The following is an 18,077-nucleotide window of genomic DNA, read 5'->3' on the forward strand; positions in this document are numbered from 1 at the left end:
CGCCTGGCGTACACCCGCTTCAGGAGCGAGGTTGGGGATCACAGGCGTGACCTGCGGGCTCCCTGTCTGGGCCAGAGCTCGGCGAGTTCACCCCTGCGGACCTCGGTTCCCCGTGAGTCCCCGTCCGTTCTGGCACGGAATTGGCACGCTGGGCTGCGGCCATGCCCGAGATCAATCCGACGGACCCGGAAGCCGAGAGGGCGAGAGGGCGCGCCCCACTGTGGCTGGACGTCGAGGATCTTCGTCGGCTTGCATCCCACTGCTGCTGCTCCGAGGACACTTCGGAGGAAGATCGTGAGCAGTGCGGGCGCATCCGCTTCCGGGCGTCGGCAGCGCTCCACAAGCACGGACTGAGTCGCTGACTGCCGCCAACGGACAGTCTTGAAAACCGTCGTGGCGCGAGCCACCGTGGGTTCAAATCCCACACCCACCGCGTGTGATTGACGGCCCCTGACCAGGTAAGACGGTCAGGGGCCGTTGTCGTGCGTGCTGTCCGCCGGACATCGCTGTTCCCCCCTGGTCTCCTGCTCTACCGGGCATGGCCGGGGCCCGGCTCGGGTACGGCCTGAGGGGTCTGCGGTTCGTGCGGGGTGTTCTCGGTGAGCGCTGTGCGCGCGGCCTGCAGCAGTTCTTCGGAGATCGGGTTGCCCCGGGTGGCGCGGGCGAGGACGAGGGCGCCGACCATGGTGCAGAGCTGGGCCATGCCGTCGTCGTCGCCGGTGGCCAGCCGAGCGGCACGGTTGCGCACTCCGCCGATGTAGACCTGCTGGGCGCGGGCGGCCTGTTCGGGTTCGCGACCCAGGTCGGCGGCGAATCCGGAGACGGGGCAGCCCTCCGCGGGGTGATCACGGTGCCAGACCGAGAGGTAGTCCTCGATCAGGGTCCGGCGGGCGGCCTCGTGCTCTCCGGTGTGTTCCTCGAACGCCATGGCCGAGTGTGCCGCCTGCTCGGCGAAGGCGTGGGCGATCGCCTCGTCGACCAGGTCCTCCTTGGAGGCGAACTGCTTGTAGAACCCCCCGTGGGTGAGCCCGGCGGCCTTCATCAGATCGGCGACGCTGACCGAGGTGCCCTTCTCGCGGAACATCCGCGAGGCGGTCGCCACGACGCGCTGCCGGTTCTCCTGTGCCTGCGCCTGGGACACGCGGCCCATGCGATCACGCTCCTCAGATAGATGTCGCTTGCCATCTATTCTATCCCCTGTTTAGATTATGAACGACATCTATTGAGGGTGGGGGTCGTCGTCCGAGGGAGACGGCCTGCTCCCGGCAATCGCAGACCCACCGACTCCTCTGGAGACCCACGTGGCATCACCGCCCACCCCCACCGGCTCCTCGACGCCTGCCCAGTCCACGCCATCCGTGCCGCCTGCCCCCGGGCCAAGGGTTTCCGAGGCGGTTCACCGTCGCCGCTGGGCCATCCTGACCGTGCTCTCGTCCAGCCTCCTGGTGGTGATGCTGGACAACTCGGTCCTCAACGTGGCGATGAAGACCATCGCCCAGCCCGCCCCCGTCGGACTCGGCGCCGCCCAGAGCCAACTGGAGTGGGCGGTCAACTCCTACACGCTGGTCTTCGCCGGACTGCTCTTCACCGCGGGCCTGCTCGGCGACCGGCTCGGCCGCAGGAAAGTGCTGCTCTTCGGCATGCTGGTGTTCGGCGCAGGATCCGCGCTGTCCGCGCTGTCGGACTCCTCCGGGCAGCTCATCGCCTTCCGCGCCGTGATGGGCTTCGGCGGCGCCTTCATCCTGCCCGCCACCCTCGCGATCATCATGAATGTCTTCGAGCGTGACGAGCAGCCCAAGGCCATCGGCATCTGGACGGGCGTGGTCGGTTTCGCCATCGCCGCCGGCCCCATAGCCGGCGGCATCCTGCTGGAGCACTTCTGGTGGGGCTCGGTCTTCCTGGTCAACGTGCCGATCGTGGTCGCCGCGATGGTGGCGATGGTGGCGATCGTCCCCGACTCCAGGGACCCCAGGCCCGGCCGCCTCGACCCGTTCGGGGTGCTGCTGTCGATCGTCGGACTGGCGCTGCTGGTCTACGGCATCATCAAGGGCGGCCAGCTGGGCGACTTCACCCGGCCCGAGTCCTGGGTGACGGTCCTCGCCGGCCTGGCGGTCCTCGCCGGTTTCGTGGTGTACGAGGCCCGCAGCGATCATCCTGCCCTTGACGTCACCTACTTCCGCAACCGGCGGTTCTCCGCGTCCGTCGCCGCCATCGGTCTGGTCTTCTTCGCCCTCATGGGCGTCACGTTCTTCAGCGTCTTCTACAACCAGAGCGTTCGGGGCTACAGCGTCCTGCAGTCCGGTCTGCTCGTGCTGCCGCTGGCCGCCTCCCAGATGTTCTTCGCCCCGCGGGCCCGGCTGGTCGTGGGCCGTTTCGGTGCCCGGGCCGTGTGCGCCACCGGGCTCGTCGTGACCGCGGTGGCCTTCGCGGGCTTCCTGCTGCTCGGCCAGGACACCCCCATCTGGGTGCTGGAAGTGCTGTTCTTCCTGATGGGCACGGGAATGGCCCATGTGATGCCGCCCGCCACCGTCATGATCATGTCGTCGCTGCCGCAGGAGAAGGCCGGCTCCGGATCAGCGGTCAACAACACGTTCCGGCAGGTCGGCGGAGCCATGGGGGTTGCCGTGCTGGGGTCGCTGCTGTCCACCGCGTACCGCAACGGCATCGACAGCCATCTGGGCGCACTTCCCGCCTCCGACCGGCATGCCGCAGGCGAATCCGTGCAGGCGACCCTGGCTGTCGCCGAGAAGCTGGGACCGGCCGGCAGGGCGCTGGTGCGGCCCGCGAACGACGCTTTCATTCATGCCATGCACATCACCGCCATGGGGTCGGCGGCCGTCGCCGTGGTCGGCGCGGTCGTCGTACTGGTCTTCCTGCCGCGCAAGGCCTCGGCTGTGGCCGTCGACGGTGCCAAGTCCCGGACCGAGACCAGTCGAAACCGCCGGCCCGATCAGTTGTGACGTGGCCCCGGCCGACGCCCTGCCGGCAGCACCGCCGGCGCTCTGCTCACACCTCACCTCACGTATTCCGTTGCTCCGAAGGAGATCGACCCATGAATGCCGACAACCTTGTTCTCATCCCCGGTGCCGGCGGTGTAGGCCGCACGGTCTTCGAGTACCTGCGTGCCCACGATGTGCCGGTGCGATTCATGGTCCGCCGCGAGGACGAGCGGGCGGCTGAGCTGCGGGCGCTCGGCGCGGAGGTCGTCATCGGCGACCTGACCCGGCCCGAGACGGTGGCGGCCGCGCTGCACGGGGTGACGCGGATGTACTTCGCCATGCGCGTATCACCGGACCACCTGCTCGCGGCGACCGTGGTGGCCTCCGTCGCGAAGGAGTGCGGGACTCTGGAGGCCCTGGTCGACCTGTCACAGATGACGGTGTCGCAGATGACCGCCACCAGCACCGAGGAGTCGCACCAGCAGCGGCTCCATTGGCTGGCGGAGCAGGTCTTCGACTGGTCCGGCCTGCCCGTGGTGCACATCCGGCCGACGGTGTTCCTGGACTCCCCCCTGTTCACGACGATGGCAGCCCGATCGATCCGGGAGAACGGCACGATCGCGCTGCCGTTCGGCACCGGACACACCTCACCCGTCGCCGTCGACGACGTCGCCCGGGTCATCGCCACCGTGCTCCGCGACCCGGCCCCGCACATCGGACAGGTCTACGAGCTGACCGGGCCGCGCTCGGTCGAGATGACGGAACTGGCCGCGGAATTCTCCCGCGCGCTGGGCCGGCCGGTGTCCTACGTGGACGTGCCTCCGCAGCGCTGGGACGCACAGCTCCCGAAGCTGGGGATGCCGCCGCACATCGCACAGCACATCGCCACCATGGCCCGGCTGCACCGGGACAACCGTTACGACCGCACGGCCGACGGCGTCGAGCGCGTGACGGGTACCCCCGCCCAGTCGATCGAGGCGTTCGTGGCCGCCCGCAGGGACTTCTACCTGGGCTGAGCCGCGTTCGGCAGCCGGGGAAAGCACATGTCGGCGGCCTCACCTGTGCTTATACGATCACCGGCCATGAAGCGTTCGATGATTGCGCTGGTCAGCGCGGGGGGCAATCACGCTCGCCACGGGCGGGAGCGCAGTCGGGGCGACGCGTGACGACGGTGCATCCGTGCGGTCCGTCGCCTGCGAGCAGGCGAAGAAGGAGTTCACCGCGCGGGCCGGTCGGCTCCGGAAGCAGAAGCAGCGGGAAGCCCGTGACGAGGCCTACCTCAGTTCCGTCAATCCGGACATGGAATCGGCGCAGGTGCAGATCCTCGGTCTGATCGTGGACCGGAATCCGACATGTTTCGGCGCCGGTACGCGTGCGACGGCGGCGTGTCTGCGGCAGCACCGGCCCCAGGGCGAGGAGGACGCCGCCGCGTGTGAACTCGCCGGCGTGCCCGCCGAGGAGTGCACCATCTCGGTTGGCTGAAACGGGCGTTCGCGTGTCGCTCCGCTCGGCAGCCTCCGGCTGCCCGCACGGCCGGAGTGGTAAAGCAACGGGCATGCGCTCATCCGACTGGTACCTGACCCACGACGTCGACGAATTCCTCGCCCGCGCCGGGGAGTTCCTGCGTTCGCGTCCCGGCCCGCACGTCATGCAGTCGACGTGGGCCGAGAGAGTGCGGGCGCGGGGGGCCGAGGCGTTCGGCGCCGACGTTCCCGTCTTCGGGATGCTGGAGCGGGGTGGCGAGGTCCACGCCACCTGCTACCGCCTCCCGCCCCGTGGTTACGGCCTCTCCCCGCTCACGCCCGAGCAGGCCGACTCCCTCGCCGCCCGTCTGGCCGACCTCGGGGACTCCCTTCCCTCCGTCAGCGCGGACCACGGCACGGCCACCGCTTTCGCCGAGGCCTGGCAGCGGCGCACCGGCGCGATGCCGAGACTCCGTGACACGCGGCTGTGCCTGTACCGCCTCGGCACGCTCACCCCACCGGACCCGCTGCCGGCGGGCCGGGGCCGCGTCCTGGGCGAGCAGGACCTTGAGCAGACCATGTTCTGGTGCGCCGAGTTCGCCAGGGCCGTCGGGGAGAACATCGTCATCGACGCCGGCACCTGGGCCGGCACGCGCTTCGCCGACAAGACCTACACGCTCTGGGAGACCCCGGACGGCACTCCCGTCTCCGTCGCGGGCATGAACCCGCTGATCGGCGGCCAGATCCAGGTGGACGTCGTCTACACCCCCTCCCACCTGCGCGGCCGCGGCTACGCGGCGGCCGTGACGGCGGAGGTGAGCCGGGCCGCGCTGGCCGCGGGCGCGCAGGACGTCGTCCTGTTCGCGGACCTGTCCAACCCCACCAGCAACGCCCTCTACCAGCGTCTCGGATATGTCCGGCTCAGCGAATGGGTCGGGTACGACTTCTCGGCAGCCGTGCCGGAAACCGGTGCGGGTACGGAAACCGGTGCGGGGACGGGGACGGGTACCCGCATCGGTTGAGAACGGTCCGGGATCAGCCGATGAGCCAGTCGTTGATGCGCTTCTCCCACTGCCGGTCGTCCGTCGTCTCCATGAACTCGCGGCGGTTGACGAGCAGGTAGATGTCGCCCGGGGACGGGGCCGCGGTGGTGAGGATGAGGGGCTTGCCGGCGTTGAGGAGGCCGCCCAGGAAGCGGCCGTAGAGCTCGGTGAAGCGGGTTTCGGCCGCGGTGATGTCCGTGCGGGTCAGGACGAGGGAGCCGGTGTCCGACCAGTCCGTGAGGACGAGCCGGTCGGGGTGGAGGACGATCCGCCCGCGGCGCTGGAAGAGGGCCTTCTGGCTGACCAGCGCCGCGGCCTTGTCGGCTCCCTGCTTGCGGCCGAGTTCGTCGGCGGTGGCAGCGATGTAGTCGGCCTCGGCGAGAGGGGTGTCGGCGGTGTTCATGGGGTTCTCCAATGGTGGTCGGGTCGGGTCGGGACGGGCTGGTCAGGACACGGTCAGGGAGATGCGCCGGTGCAGGCGGTCCGAGGCGCTGCCGACGCTGAGGGTGAACGTCCCCGGCTCCACCACGGTGCGCAGCCGCTCGTCGACGAGGGTGAGGTCCCGGGCGGCCGTCACGGGGAACGACACCGTGACCCGTTCTCCCGCCGCCACCCGCCTCTTGGCCACGCCCCGCAGCCGGATACGCGGCAGGGAGACGCTCGCCCGGTCGTCGGTGACATACAGCTGTACGACCTCGGTGCCGTCCCTCTCGCCCGTGTTCGTGATGTCGACGTGGAGGCGGGTTCGGCCGTCCCGCGTGATGTGCGTGTCGTCCAGCCGGATACCGCTGTGCCGGAAGGTCGTGTAACCGCGGCCCGAACCGAACGCGTGCAGAGGCGTGGACGGCATGTCGATGTACGCGTCCGCGTCGGCCCGGGCGTGCTTCTGGTCGTAGGTCAGGGGCAGCTGGCCGACGGCGCGGGGGAAGGTGACGGGGAGGCGGCCGGTCGGCTCGGTCTCCCCGAACAGCACCTCCGCCACCGCTCGGCCGCCCGCCTCGCCGGGCAGCCAGGCGATCAGCAGCGCCGGCAGGTGAGCCGTGGCCCACGGCAGGGCCAGGGCGCGGCCGGTGACCACCACGGCGACGGTCGGCGTACCGGTGGCGTGGACCTCTTCGAGGAGCTGCTGCTGTACGCCGGTCAGGGCGAGGGACGCGGTGTCCTTGAGCTCGCCGTCGGTACGGTCCGGCGAGAAGTAGCCGCCCTTGGTCTGCTCGCCCACGACCACCACCGCGACGTCCGCGTCCTTCGCCGCCGCCCGCGCGGCGTCGAAGCCGGAGGTGTCCGTGCCGGTGACGTCGCAGCCGCGCGCGTACCGGACCTGGACCCGGTCGCCGAGCAGGCGGGTCAACGCCTCGCGGATCGAAGGGGTCTCGTGCAGTGCGGGGTAGGCGTTGTACTCGCCGAGGAGATTGAGCTCGTCGTCGGCGTCGGGGCCGATCAGCGCCACCGTACGGACCCGGTCGGCGGCCAGCGGCAGCAGCCCGCCCTCGTTCTTCAGCAGCACCGTCGACTCGCGTGCGGCGCGCAGCGCCAGGGCCTGGTGCGGTGCGGAGTTGACCACCCGTTCCGCCCGGGCGGCGTCGACGTACGGGTCCTCGAACAGGCCCAGGCGTTCCTTCAGGGTCAGGACGCGTCGTACGGCACGGTCGAGCAGCGCCTCCTCGACCCGTCCCTCCCGTACGGCCGCGGCCAGCTGGTCGAGGTAGATCTCGTCCCAGGCCAGGCTGATGTCGACCCCGGCGCGCAGCCCGAGCCCCGCCGCCTCCTGCGCCGTGCCCGCCACGTGTTCCCGGATCAGGCTGCGCAGGTCGTTGCCGATCACCACGCCGTCGAAGCGGAGTTCGTCCCGCAGGAGGTCGGTGAGGTACGCGCGTGAGCCGTGGACGACCAGCCCGTCGATGGTCTGCTCGCTCGCCTCGGTCATCAGCGCCCCGGCCTCCGCGAAGCCCACCCGCCACGGCTCCAGGTGGGTCTGGCGGAAGGCGCGTTCACCGATCTCGATCGAACTGGTCTCCAGGCCGCCGACGTTGGGGGACTCCATGGGGAAGGTGACCAGGGACGTGACCACCGACTCGTCGGACGTGAGGTCGTTGTCGGCGCCCTGCATGGCCGGCACCACCGCACCGACCATGGCGGCCGTCAGATACGGGTCCTCGCTGAACGCCCAGATCCCCCGTCCGTAGCGCGGGTCGCGGTTCAGCTCCGCGGTGATGGTGCTCAGCGCGTGGATCCCCACCGCGCGGGCCTCCCGGGCCACCGCCGCGTACACCTGGCCGATCAGTTCCGGGTCGAAGGTCGCGCCGAGCGCCAGCCCCTCCGGGAAGATCGTCGAGCCGGGGCCCACGGAACCGTGCGTGCCCTCGCTGATCTGCAGCAGCGGAATGCCGAGTGCGGTGTCACGGGCGAGGCGCTGCAGCCGGTTGTGCTGTTCGGCCTGCTCACGCGGCGTGAGCGGATGCGGCACCTCGACGGAACCGGACAGGGTCTGGTTGACCAGGCCGAAGAAACCGCCGCCCGGGCCCAGCCGCAGCTGCCCGGCCCCCGTACCGACCACGGTCCGGCCGCGCACGTACGCCTCCCGGTGCTCCGCGGTGCCGGTCGGGTCCGTGGAATCGCCGAGCAGCTCCTGCGGGAGGCAGACCGGGATGTTCAACTGGGCGATCTTGTCGGCCGACGTCATACGGGCCAGCAGGGCTTCGACGCGACGGGAGGCCGAGCCGCCTGACCGTCGGCGGTCCGACGTCTCCCGTGCAGCCGGGGCCGCGGCCGGAGCCGGGGTTGCCCCGGTCGTCACGGCGGCAGCGGCGGCGGCAGCGGTGGCGGCGCCCACCAGCGCACGCCGGGAAATCTTCGCCTGATCCATACCGCCAGCATGGCGAGCCGGCCCCGCCCGGATCAGTTCCCGAAAGTCTGCGTCCGCGCATCTTTCGTAGCTGCCTCGGCAGCCCCAAGTCGCAGAGCGCAGAGATCAGACCCTCAGATCTCGTAGTCCTCCGCCAACTCTTCCCAGGCCACCTCCCGCAGCCCCTGGTCCGCGTCGTGGCCCGACGGCGGCTGAGGTGTGGCCTGGAACCAGACGATCGTGAGGGACGAGCCGTGCAGGACCGGGTCGTTGTCCGGGGCGACGGGTGCGGATTCGAACAGGCCGATGCAGGCGACCGGCGGGAGGATCTCCACCGGGCCGAAGGGGCGGGTGCGGCCGGCGCGGCCGTCGTCGGGGTGTTCGCGCGGGGGCGGGACCAGATGGGTCGGGGTGCGGGGGTACTCGGCGGTGGCCGCGGCCACCAGGCGTTTGACGCGGCGGTCGTTGAGGGCCTGGTGCGGATAGCCCTCCAGCAGCCCGTCGTACGTCGACGAGAGCCGGAGGTGGGAGAGGCCGACCGTGCGGCCGGAGGCGAGGACGACACGGGTCAGGGTCATGAGGGGCAGGTTAGGCGGGCGGGCAGCTGGGTGCGTTCGATTTTCAGGGCTTCTCAAGGCCGGCGGCCGGTCATGCGGGCCGCCGATGCGATGGTCGCGCGGGCCTCCTGTTCCGTCAGGCCGGTGTGGACCGCCGCGTCGATCAGCGGAGCCCGCAGGGCCCGTCCGATGCCGTTCTCGTAGGCGCGGCAGGCCGCCCAGAAGAGGCGGGTGTTGCGCTGGCCCTCGTGGGCGGAGAGGACGAACTGGACCAGGCCCTGGCCCCGGTTGCCGACCGAGGGGTGGGTCGCGGGGTGGGGCGGACGCGGCGGCGGGAGCAGGAGGCGCAGGAGGGACGGGGGACAGGGCGCGGGGACCAGGTGCTCGGTGCCCGGGGCGGTGGCGTAGACGCCGTGGTCGGTGCGGGAGCCGGGGCCGACCAGGTAGCCGCCGGCGCCCCGGATGTCGATGCCGGGGGCGAGCCGGCCGGCCGAGTTGGGGACGACGGCGTCCGGCGGTCCGGTCAGCCAGAGGTGGCGGCCGCCGCTCGGGGTGAGGACGACGACCGTCGGCGGGATGGTGAACAGGTGCCGCAGGGCCAGTTCGCGCAGGGCGGCCGTGGAGTCCGTACCGCACTTCACGTCGAGGTCGACGCCGATGAGGCGGTGCGGGGGCAGCCCGCAGGCGATGCCGTAGCCGGTCGCCCAGGGCGCCGCGGCGAACAGGTCGCGGATGCGGGACGGGTCGGTGGTGGCGTCGTACACCCCGTGGCCGGGGCGGCCGCACTCGCCGTGGCAGGGCGGCAGCGCGGGTTCGGGGTCGTGGCGGTGCGGGGAGCGCAGAGCCGGGAGTTTCGTGCGGGACAGGGGGATGACGGCCAGGCCGCGCTCGGCGGCTGACAGGGCGTGTGCGAGGGCCAGCGTCGTGGCCTGCCGATCGGTGGTGGCCATGCATCCATGTTCGTACGTATGTTCGAAAAAGGGAAGGGGGTGCCGGTGTGACACGCCGAGGGCGGCGACTTGGTCCTGGATCGGGGCCGGAACGGTTTTTCCCTTGGGGGGCCTGATGGGTGCTGATGTCCTGACTGGTCACGACTGGGGCGGGAGTGGATCAAAGATGGTGAAAGGGGTTTATCGACTTGTCATCACGCTTGAGGGCGAATGAGGGCTTCCGGGGTGGTTCGCCGGGGATTCGGTGGGCAACTCTGGTCTCGCGACGTCGATGACACCCACCGAGGCGGTCGGCCAACTGCCCCGGAAAAAGCCTTACTTGACGTACTTCCGGCACAGCCGGGCTCTGAGAGGAAACAACATGGCAAGCATCCGTACCGCCCGCGTTCTCGCCGCCGTCTCCGCCCTTCCGCTCGCCGCAGCCCTCTTCACCGGTGTCGCGGCCGCGGACAACGGTGCGATCGCGGACAACGGATCGAGCGCCAACGTCGGCACGGCCGGCATCATCGGCAGCGGGGTCGGTCACGACAACAACGGCAACTCCTCCACCACCCAGCAGAACGCGGTGGGCCACGGCGCCTCGAACCAGAGCAACACCGCTCAGGTCAACGGCTCGGTGTGGACCGCGATCCAGCAGGGCAACGACAACGTCGCCGTCCACTTCACCCAGCTGTGGTAAGCCCCGCCTGAGCCCTGGTGGGGTGTGGTCTGTGGGGATGGGCAGTGCGTCCGCGCGGCGGTGCTTCGGCACCGCCGCGCAGGCGTTTCCGACTCCTTCTGTGGCCCCCCTCTGCCGATTCGGCGGCCCCCTCCGCCGACCCCTCTCGACCTTGACAGCGAGCCATATCTGACGGACAGTCAGAAACCATGCATCTGGCTCCCACCGAACGCCAGCAGCGGCTGCGTGCCGAACTCCGCGCCTACTTCGGGTCCTTGGTCCCGTCCCCCGCCCCCGAGGACCCCGCCGAGCGCCGTGCCCTGCTGCGCCGCATCGGCGCGGACGGCCTGCTCGGTCTCGGCTGGCCCGTCGAGTACGGCGGTCAAGGGCGGGGCGCCGACGAACAGTTCGTGTTCTTCGACGAGGCGTACCGGGCCGGCGCCCCCGTCTCGATGGTCACCCTGAACACGGTCGGGCCGACGCTCATGAAGTACGGCAGCGCGGAGCAGAAGGCCCGCTTCCTGCCCGGCATCCTCCGCGGCGAACTCGTCTTCGCCATCGGCTACAGCGAACCCTCCGCCGGCACCGACCTGGCCGCCCTGAGCACCCGGGCGGTACGGGACGGCGACGGCTGGCGGATCGACGGGCAGAAGATCTTCACCTCGGGCGCCCAGCACGCCGACTGGATCTGGCTGGCCTGCCGCACCGACCCCGGGGCGCCCAGGCACCGCGGCATCTCGATCCTGCTGGTCCCCACGGACGCGCCCGGGTTCTCCTGGACGCCGATCGAGACGGTGGGCGGCCAGATCACGACGGCGACGTACTACGACGGGGTCCGCGTCCCCGCCGGCAACCTCGTCGGCACCGAACACGACGGCTGGTCGCTCATCACCAACCAGCTCAACCACGAGCGGGTCGCCCTCGCCGCGACCGGCATGCAGGCCGAGGACTTCTACGCGGCGGCGCTCACCGCCGCCCGCACCCCCGATCCGGTGACCGGACGGCGCCGTGTTGACGAGCCGTGGATTCGTTTTCGGCTGGCTGAGGCGCATGCCCGGCTGGCGGCGAACCGCCTGCTCAGCTGGCGTCTGGTGGGGGATGCGGGGGCGGGCCGGGTGGCCCCCGCGGAGGCCAGCGGGGTGAAGTTCGCGGGAACGGAATCGGCAGTCGCGACGTATCGCATGTGTCAGGAGATCGTCGGCGAGGCGGCATTGGTCCGGTCCGGCTCGCCGGGGGTGTTCGGGGACGGCGAGCTGGAGCGGCTCAACAGGGCGGCGCAGATCAACACGTTCGGGGGCGGGGTGAGCGAGGTGCAGCGGGAGATCGTCGCGACGATGCGGCTCGGGATGCGGAGGGGTGGCCGTGGCCGTGGGGACTGACGAGCTGGGGGCGCGGCTCAAGGCGTACGAGGGGCAGCCGGCCTCCCGGGCGGGCACCGGCAAGGACCCGGTCAACCTGCCCATGATCCGGCACTGGTGCGAGGCGATGGGCGACACGAACCCGGCCTACGAGGGGCCGGACGCGATCGCCCCGCCCACCATGCTCCAGGCCTGGACGATGGGCGGCCTCTCCGGGAACACGGCACGCACCGGCGCGTACGACGAGATGTCCGCCCTGCTCGACGAGGCGGGCTGTGTCTCGATCGTCGCCACCGACTGCGAGCAGGAGTACCTGCGCCCGCTGCGGCCGGGCGACGAACTGGTCTTCGACACGGTGATCGAGTCGGTGTCCGGGCGTAAGACGACGAAGCTGGGCACGGGCTACTTCGTCACCACGCGGACGGACATCCGGGTCGGCGAGGAGCTGGTGGGCGTCCACCGCCTCCGCGTCCTCAAGTACGCGCCCGCGAGGAAGCCGGCCAAGGCTCCACCGCGCCCCCGCCCGGTGGTCAACCGGGACAACACCGGCTTCTGGGAGGGCGTGGCCGAGGAGCGCCTCCTCGTCCAGCGGTGCGCGGACTGCGGCACCCTGCGTCACCCCTGGCTGCCGGGCTGCAACACCTGCGGCTCCCTCGACTGGGACACGGTCGAGTCGTCCGGCGAGGGCACGGTCTGCTCGTACGTCGTGATGCACCACCCGGCCTTCCCGGCCTTCGACCCTCCGTACGCGGTCGGCCTGATCGAGCTCACCGAGGGCGTGCGGATGGTGAGCAACGTGGTGGGGGTGCCGTACGACAAGGTGCGGATCGGGCTGCCGGTACGGGTGGAGTTCCGCCGGTACGACGACGAGGGCGGGGCCATGACCCTGCCCGTCTTCCGGGTCGTCGACGCGCTCGGCGCTCCCGGCGGGGAGGCCTGACATGGACTTCACGCCCACCGAGGCCCAGGCCGAGGCCCGTGACCTGGCCGCCAGGATCTTCGCCGACCTCGCCACCCACGAGCGGCTGCGGGCGGCCGGCACCGGCAGCGACCCGGAGCTGTGGAAGGCGCTGTGCGGGGCGGGACTGGTGGCCGCGGTGGCGGAGCTGGGCCTGCTGGGTCTGGTGCTCCTCCTGGAGGAACAGGGGCGCACCACCGCCCAGGTGCCGTACGCGGCGAGCTGTGTGTACGGACAGCTGGCGATCGCCGCGCACGGCACGGACGAACAGCGGGCGCGGCTGCTGCCGGGGATCGGGGACGGGTCGGTGGTGGTGACCGGGGCGTTCCCCGCCCAGCAGGGGGTACGGCCCTCCGCGCGGGGCGGGCTGAGCGGCACCGTCCCCGTCGTCCCGTGGCTGCGGGACGCCACCCATGTCCTGGTCGCGGACGCCGGCCGGCGGCTGTGGCTGGTGCCGCTCGGCGAGGGCACCGGCACCGGTGTCGAGGAGGTCGAGCTGACCGCGCCCTGGTCGGCGGGGCGGCTCACGCTCGACGAGGCTCCCGCCGAGATCCTGGGCGGCGAGGACGCCTGCCCCGACGTCCTGGCCACCGCCCGTACCGCCTTCGCCGGTCTCCAGGCGGGCGTCTGCGCGGGCTCCCTCGCCCGGGCCGTGGCCCACACCAACACCCGCGAGCAGTTCGGGCGCCCGCTCGCCACCCGGCAGGGCGTCCAGCTCCGCGCCGCCGACGCCCACATGGACACCGAGGCGATACGGGTGACGGCGTACGAGGCGGCCTGGCGGCGGGACGCCGGACTGCCGTACGCCGCGCAGGCGCTGACCGCGGCCTGGTGGGCGTCCGAGGCCGGGCAGCGGGTCGTGCACACGGGCCAGCACCTGCACGGCGGGACCGGCGCCGACCTCGGCCATCCCGTGCACCGGCACTTCCTGTGGGGCCGGCAACTGGACGCGTATCTGGGCAGCGGGAGCGAAGTGCTCCAGGAACTGGGGGAGTTGATCGCGAGTGGGAGTTGAGACGACCCGGCCGGGCGTGGGCACCGAGCTGCCGCCGCTGGAGATCCCGATCACGCGGACGCTGATCGTGGCCGGGGCGATCGCGTCCCGGGACTACCAGGACGTGCACCACGACGCCGAACTGGCCCGGCAGAAGGGCTCGCCGGACATCTTCATGAACATCCTGACGACGAACGGCCTGGTCGGCCGGTACATCACCGACTACTTCGGCCCGACGGCAGAGCTCCGCAAGGTCGCCATCCGGCTCGGCGCGCCCAACTACCCCGGGGACAGCATGGTGTTGACCGGCAGGATCGAGGAGCTGGACGACGAGACGCGCAGGGCGACGATCCGGGTGGTCGGCGCCAACAGCATCGGCAACCACGTGACCGGCACGGTGACCGTCGAACTCACCGGGCGCCTGGTGACCGTCACCGTCACCGACGAGGCGGACTCATGAGCGTGCGGGGCCGGGACTCGCTCGGCGGGCGGGCGGCGGTCGTCGGCATCGGGGCCACCGAGTTCTCCAAGGACTCGGGGCGCAGCGAGCTGCGGCTGGCGGCGGAGGCGGTGCGGGCCGCGCTGGACGACGCGGGGCTGTCCCCGGCGGACGTGGACGGGATGGTGACGTTCACGATGGACACCAGCCCGGAGATCACCGTGGCGCAGGCCTGCGGGATCGGCGAGCTGTCCTTCTTCTCCCGCGTCCACTACGGCGGCGGCGCGGCCTGCGCGACCGTCCAGCAGGCGGCGCTGGCGATCGCGGCCGGGGTCGCCGAGGTGGTGGTCTGCTACCGCGCCTTCAACGAGAGATCGGGCCGCCGCTTCGGCTCGGGCGTGCAGCACCGGGAGCCGTCGGCGGAGGGGGCGGCGCTCGGCTGGGTGCTGCCGTTCGGGCTGCTCACCCCGGCGTCCTGGGTGGCGATGGCGGCCCAGCGCTACCTGCACACGTACGGGCTGACCCCGGAGGCGTTCGGGCACGTGGCGGTGACCGACCGCAGGTACGCGGCGACCAACCCGGCCGCCTACTTCCACGGTCGCCCCATCACCCTCGCGGACCATGCCGCCTCCCGCTGGATCGTCGAGCCGCTCCGTCTCCTGGACTGCTGCCAGGAGACGGACGGCGGACAGGCCCTCGTCGTCACGTCGGTGGAGCGGGCGCGCGACCTGCCGCATCCGCCGGCCGTGATCGCGGCGGCCGCGCAGGGTGCCGGCCGGGCCCAGGAGCAGATGACCAGCTTCTACCGGGACGACCTGACCGGGCTGCCGGAGATGGGCGTGGTGGCCCGCCAGCTCTGGCGCACCAGCGGACTGGCCCCGGCCGACATCGACGTGGGCATCCTGTACGACCACTTCACCCCGTTCGTGCTGATGCAGCTGGAGGAGTTCGGGTTCTGCGGGCAGGGGGAGGCAGCGGACTTCGTGGCCGAGGCGCGGCTACCGCTGAACACGCACGGGGGCCAGCTCGGGGAGGCCTACCTGCACGGGATGAACGGGGTGGCGGAGGGGGTGCGCCAGCTGCGCGGCACCGCCGTGAACCCGATACCGGGGGCGGGCCGGGTCCTGGTGACGGCGGGCACGGGCGTACCGACGTCCGGGCTGGTCCTGACCTCGGACGGGTGAGGTCGCGTCCCCCGGTGTCCTCCCCCCTCAGGGGTAAACCCGCAGGAGTTCCGCGCCCGTACTCCACCTTCAGGAGGTGTAGGCAGCCCCACCCCTACAACCTGAGGGGGACTCGGCTTCGGGACCTGCGGCCGATCCGCCGTGACACCGCTCGCTCATAGCGTGGAGCCATGACCACACCCGTCTGCACCAGCGCTTCGGACGCCACTGTCTCGGCGAGGCAGACCCGCCCCTACGCCCGCCCCTCCTACCCGTCGTTCGCGTCGTACGTCAGGGCCCGCCAGCCCGTGCTGCTGCGCACCGCCCGGTCGCTGACCGCGAACCCGAGCGATGCCGAGGACCTCCTCCAGACCGCGCTCGCCAAGACGTACGTGGCCTGGGAGCGGATCGAGGATCACCGGGCCCTCGACGGCTATGTGCGCCGGGCGCTGCTCAACACACGGACCTCGCAGTGGCGCAAGCGCCGGGTCGACGAGTTCGTCTGCGACGAGATGCCGGAGCCCGAGCCGGTGCCCGGCGAGGGCGACCCGGCCGAACGGCAGGCGCTGCACGACGCGATGTGGCGGGCGATCATGAAACTCCCGGCGCGGCAGCGGGCGATGGTGGTGCTGCGGTACTACGAGGACCTGAGCGAGGTGCAGACGGCCGAGGTGCTCGGGGTCTCGGTGGGCACGGTGAAGTCGGCCGTGTCGCGTGCGCTGGGCAAGCTGCGCGAGGACCCCGAGCTGGACCTCGCCCGCTAGCGGCCCGAGCCGACGAGCCGGCGGGGCGTCCGGGGCGACCGGGGCGACCGGGGTGTTCGAAGCATCCGAACAGGCTTTGTTGGCTTTCTCCTAGTGACATACCGCCCGGTATGTGAGCAGAATCAGCGCAGCCCCTTTACCACCGAGTAGGCAATGTCGCCCCGGGAGGACGCCGTGCTGAGCACCATGCAGGACGTACCGCTGCTGATCTCAAGGATCCTGACCCACGGGTCGAGGGTTCACGGCGCATCACAGGTGATCACCTGGACCGGCGAGGGCGAGCCGCACCGCCGCAGCTTCGCCGAGATCGGCGACCGCGCCGCCCAGCTGGCGCACGCCCTGCGGGACGACCTCGGGGTCCGGGGCGACGACCGTGTGGCCACCTTGATGTGGAACAACGCGGAACACACCGAGGCGTACTTCGCGATCCCCTCCATGGGCGCGGTCCTGCACACCCTCAACCTCCGCCTGCCCGCCGAGCAGCTGGTCTGGATCGTCAACCACGCGGCGGACAAGGTCGTCCTCGTCAACGGCTCGCTGATCCCGATGATCGCGCCCCTGCTGTCCAAGCTGCCGACCGTCGAGCACATCGTGGTCTCCGGCCCGGGCGACCGTTCGCTCCTCGACGGCGCGACCGTGGCCGTACACGAGTACGAGGAGCTCATCGCCGGCAAGCCGACCGGCTACGACTGGCCGGAGCTCGACGAACGCCGGGCCGCCGCCATGTGCTACACCTCCGGCACCACCGGCGACCCCAAGGGCGTGGTGTACAGCCACCGTTCGATCTACCTGCACTCCATGCAGGTCAACATGGCCCAGTCGATGGGCCTGACCGACCAGGACATCTCCCTGGTCGTCGTGCCGCAGTTCCACGTCAACGCCTGGGGTCTGCCGCACGCCACCTTCATGACCGGCGTCAACCTGCTGATGCCGGACCGCTTCCTGCAGCCCGGCCCGCTCGCCGAGATGATCGAGCGCGAGCGCCCCACGCACGCGGCCGCGGTCCCCACCATCTGGCAGGGCCTGCTCGGCGAGCTCACCGCCCGCCCCCGGGACGTCTCCTCCCTCACCCAGGTCACCATCGGCGGTGCCGCCTGCCCGCCCTCCCTCATGACGGCCTTCGACAAGCTGGGCATGCGGGTCTGTCACGCCTGGGGCATGACCGAGACCTCGCCGCTCGGCACGATCGCCCGCCCGCCGGCCCACGCGGTCGGCACCGCGGAGGAGTTCGCGTACCGCCTCACCCAGGGCCGGTTCCCGGCCAGTGTCGAGGCCCGGCTCAGCGGCCCCGGCGGCGAACGCCTCCCCTGGGACGGCGAGTCGGCGGGCGAGCTGGAGGTGCGCGGCCCCTGGATCGCGGGCGCCTACTACAACGGCCCCGACGCCGAACCCCTGCGTCCCGAGGACAAGTTCAGCGAGGACGGCTGGCTGAAGACCGGCGACGTCGGCACCATCTCCCCCGACGGCTTCCTCACCCTCACCGACCGCGCGAAGGACGTCATCAAGTCCGGCGGCGAGTGGATCTCCTCGGTGGAGCTGGAGAACGCGCTGATGTCCCACCCGGACGTCGCCGAGGCCGCGGTGGTGGCCGTACCGGACGAGAAGTGGGGCGAGCGCCCGCTGGCCACGGTCGTCCTGCGCGAGGGTTCCACGGCCACCTTCGAGGCCCTGCGCATCTTCCTCGCCGAGGAGGGCAAGATCGCCAAGTGGCAGCTCCCCGAGCGCTGGACGGTGATCGCGGCGGTGCCGAAGACCAGCGTCGGCAAGTTCGACAAGAAGGTGCTCAGGAAGCGGTACGCCGAGGGCGAGCTGGACGTCACCAGCCTGTAGGCGCCCCGCACGGAAGCGCCCCGTCAGGGGCGCTGGGGGTACCCCCGGCCGAAGGCCGGGGGAGGAACTGCGCGACCAGCCACGCTCAACCCGCGGCCGAAGGTCCGCAGTTCCCC

General features: G+C 71.4%; 17 protein-coding genes. 12 read left to right on the forward strand and 5 right to left on the reverse strand.

The window, feature by feature from the left end; all coding sequences use genetic code 11:
• Positions 1 to 529 precede the first annotated feature (529 nt).
• On the reverse strand, positions 530 to 1,150 hold the full coding sequence (locus tag ABT137_RS11745) for a TetR/AcrR family transcriptional regulator (protein ID WP_351706257.1): 621 nt from the start codon (positions 1,148 to 1,150) through the stop codon (positions 530 to 532).
• Between the two features lie 151 nt (positions 1,151 to 1,301).
• Here ABT137_RS11745 and ABT137_RS11750 point away from each other — a divergent pair, with 151 nt between their 5' ends.
• The 4 genes from ABT137_RS11750 (at position 1,302) to ABT137_RS11765 (ending at position 5,424) form a co-directional block, all read left to right on the forward strand.
• The gene (locus ABT137_RS11750) at positions 1,302 to 2,960 is read left to right on the forward strand and encodes an MFS transporter (RefSeq protein ID WP_502984503.1); all 1,659 of its coding nucleotides are present in this window, start codon (positions 1,302 to 1,304) and stop codon (positions 2,958 to 2,960) included.
• A 92-nt stretch (positions 2,961 to 3,052) separates the two neighbouring features.
• Positions 3,053 to 3,955 (forward strand): NmrA family NAD(P)-binding protein, encoded by a 903-nt coding sequence (locus ABT137_RS11755; RefSeq protein WP_351706260.1) that lies wholly within the window; start codon positions 3,053 to 3,055, stop codon positions 3,953 to 3,955.
• Positions 3,956 to 4,118: 163 nt separating this feature from the next.
• Positions 4,119 to 4,421: a hypothetical protein gene (locus ABT137_RS11760; RefSeq protein WP_351706263.1), complete on the forward strand. Its 303-nt coding sequence runs from the start codon at positions 4,119 to 4,121 to the stop codon at positions 4,419 to 4,421.
• Between the two features lie 73 nt (positions 4,422 to 4,494).
• The gene (locus ABT137_RS11765) at positions 4,495 to 5,424 is read left to right on the forward strand and encodes a GNAT family N-acetyltransferase (RefSeq protein WP_351706266.1); all 930 of its coding nucleotides are present in this window, start codon (positions 4,495 to 4,497) and stop codon (positions 5,422 to 5,424) included.
• A gap of 13 nt (positions 5,425 to 5,437) precedes the next feature.
• Here the strand turns inward: ABT137_RS11765 and ABT137_RS11770 are convergent, their stop codons facing one another.
• The 4 genes from ABT137_RS11770 to ABT137_RS11785 form a co-directional block, all read right to left on the reverse strand.
• Complete coding sequence (locus ABT137_RS11770) at positions 5,438 to 5,848, reverse strand: hypothetical protein (protein WP_351706269.1); 411 nt, start codon at positions 5,846 to 5,848, stop codon at positions 5,438 to 5,440.
• A 42-nt stretch (positions 5,849 to 5,890) separates the two neighbouring features.
• Positions 5,891 to 8,311: a glycoside hydrolase family 3 C-terminal domain-containing protein gene (locus tag ABT137_RS11775; RefSeq protein ID WP_351706272.1), complete on the reverse strand. Its 2,421-nt coding sequence runs from the start codon at positions 8,309 to 8,311 to the stop codon at positions 5,891 to 5,893.
• Between the two features lie 113 nt (positions 8,312 to 8,424).
• Positions 8,425 to 8,868, reverse strand: coding sequence for a hypothetical protein (locus tag ABT137_RS11780; protein ID WP_351706275.1), 444 nt, complete (start codon positions 8,866 to 8,868; stop codon positions 8,425 to 8,427).
• 53 nt (positions 8,869 to 8,921) lie between these two features.
• A complete protein-coding gene (locus ABT137_RS11785) occupies positions 8,922 to 9,797 on the reverse strand; it encodes a bifunctional DNA primase/polymerase (RefSeq protein ID WP_351706278.1) in 876 nt (291 codons plus the stop codon).
• A 361-nt stretch (positions 9,798 to 10,158) separates the two neighbouring features.
• Here ABT137_RS11785 and ABT137_RS11790 point away from each other — a divergent pair, with 361 nt between their 5' ends.
• The 8 genes from ABT137_RS11790 to ABT137_RS11825 all read left to right on the forward strand — a co-directional run bounded on the left by ABT137_RS11790 (position 10,159) and on the right by ABT137_RS11825 (position 17,961).
• The gene (locus ABT137_RS11790; protein ID WP_351706281.1) at positions 10,159 to 10,476 is read left to right on the forward strand and encodes a hypothetical protein; all 318 of its coding nucleotides are present in this window, start codon (positions 10,159 to 10,161) and stop codon (positions 10,474 to 10,476) included.
• Between the two features lie 188 nt (positions 10,477 to 10,664).
• Positions 10,665 to 11,834, forward strand: a complete 1,170-nt coding sequence (locus ABT137_RS11795) for an acyl-CoA dehydrogenase family protein (RefSeq protein WP_351706284.1) — start codon at positions 10,665 to 10,667, stop codon at positions 11,832 to 11,834.
• Complete coding sequence (locus ABT137_RS11800) at positions 11,818 to 12,753, forward strand: bifunctional MaoC family dehydratase N-terminal/OB-fold nucleic acid binding domain-containing protein (protein WP_351706287.1); 936 nt, start codon at positions 11,818 to 11,820, stop codon at positions 12,751 to 12,753. The genes ABT137_RS11795 and ABT137_RS11800 overlap by 17 nt, the downstream gene beginning before the upstream one ends.
• Before the next feature lies 1 nt (position 12,754).
• Positions 12,755 to 13,786: an acyl-CoA dehydrogenase family protein gene (locus tag ABT137_RS11805; RefSeq protein WP_351706290.1), complete on the forward strand. Its 1,032-nt coding sequence runs from the start codon at positions 12,755 to 12,757 to the stop codon at positions 13,784 to 13,786.
• Complete coding sequence (locus ABT137_RS11810; RefSeq protein ID WP_351706293.1) at positions 13,776 to 14,225, forward strand: MaoC family dehydratase; 450 nt, start codon at positions 13,776 to 13,778, stop codon at positions 14,223 to 14,225. The genes ABT137_RS11805 and ABT137_RS11810 overlap by 11 nt, the downstream gene beginning before the upstream one ends.
• On the forward strand, positions 14,222 to 15,388 hold the full coding sequence (locus tag ABT137_RS11815; protein WP_351706296.1) for a lipid-transfer protein: 1,167 nt from the start codon (positions 14,222 to 14,224) through the stop codon (positions 15,386 to 15,388). Before ABT137_RS11810 ends, ABT137_RS11815 begins: the two co-directional genes overlap by 4 nt.
• A gap of 170 nt (positions 15,389 to 15,558) precedes the next feature.
• Positions 15,559 to 16,131: a SigE family RNA polymerase sigma factor gene (locus tag ABT137_RS11820; protein WP_351706299.1), complete on the forward strand. Its 573-nt coding sequence runs from the start codon at positions 15,559 to 15,561 to the stop codon at positions 16,129 to 16,131.
• 153 nt (positions 16,132 to 16,284) lie between these two features.
• On the forward strand, positions 16,285 to 17,961 hold the full coding sequence (locus ABT137_RS11825) for a long-chain fatty acid--CoA ligase (protein ID WP_351706302.1): 1,677 nt from the start codon (positions 16,285 to 16,287) through the stop codon (positions 17,959 to 17,961).
• The last annotated feature ends 116 nt before the right edge of the window (positions 17,962 to 18,077 follow it).

It is taken from the genome of Streptomyces sp. NPDC001980 (assembly GCF_040296885.1).
Taxonomy (GTDB): domain Bacteria; phylum Actinomycetota; class Actinomycetes; order Streptomycetales; family Streptomycetaceae; genus Streptomyces.

What these genes read in the sequence shown, in the direction of transcription:
- ABT137_RS11745 (WP_351706257.1), bottom strand. Translation starts at nt 1,150, where the DNA reads ATGGGCCGCGTGTCCCAGGCGCAGGCACAGGAGAACCGGCAGCGCGTC.
- ABT137_RS11755 (WP_351706260.1), top strand. Translation starts at nt 3,053, where the DNA reads ATGAATGCCGACAACCTTGTTCTCATCCCCGGTGCCGGCGGTGTAGGC.
- ABT137_RS11765 (WP_351706266.1), top strand. Translation starts at nt 4,495, where the DNA reads ATGCGCTCATCCGACTGGTACCTGACCCACGACGTCGACGAATTCCTC.
- ABT137_RS11770 (WP_351706269.1), bottom strand. Translation starts at nt 5,848, where the DNA reads ATGAACACCGCCGACACCCCTCTCGCCGAGGCCGACTACATCGCTGCC.
- ABT137_RS11775 (WP_351706272.1), bottom strand. Translation starts at nt 8,311, where the DNA reads ATGGATCAGGCGAAGATTTCCCGGCGTGCGCTGGTGGGCGCCGCCACC.
- ABT137_RS11780 (WP_351706275.1), bottom strand. Translation starts at nt 8,868, where the DNA reads ATGACCCTGACCCGTGTCGTCCTCGCCTCCGGCCGCACGGTCGGCCTC.
- ABT137_RS11785 (WP_351706278.1), bottom strand. Translation starts at nt 9,797, where the DNA reads ATGGCCACCACCGATCGGCAGGCCACGACGCTGGCCCTCGCACACGCC.
- ABT137_RS11790 (WP_351706281.1), top strand. Translation starts at nt 10,159, where the DNA reads ATGGCAAGCATCCGTACCGCCCGCGTTCTCGCCGCCGTCTCCGCCCTT.
- ABT137_RS11795 (WP_351706284.1), top strand. Translation starts at nt 10,665, where the DNA reads ATGCATCTGGCTCCCACCGAACGCCAGCAGCGGCTGCGTGCCGAACTC.
- ABT137_RS11805 (WP_351706290.1), top strand. Translation starts at nt 12,755, where the DNA reads ATGGACTTCACGCCCACCGAGGCCCAGGCCGAGGCCCGTGACCTGGCC.
- ABT137_RS11815 (WP_351706296.1), top strand. Translation starts at nt 14,222, where the DNA reads ATGAGCGTGCGGGGCCGGGACTCGCTCGGCGGGCGGGCGGCGGTCGTC.
- ABT137_RS11820 (WP_351706299.1), top strand. Translation starts at nt 15,559, where the DNA reads ATGACCACACCCGTCTGCACCAGCGCTTCGGACGCCACTGTCTCGGCG.
- ABT137_RS11825 (WP_351706302.1), top strand. Translation starts at nt 16,285, where the DNA reads ATGTCGCCCCGGGAGGACGCCGTGCTGAGCACCATGCAGGACGTACCG.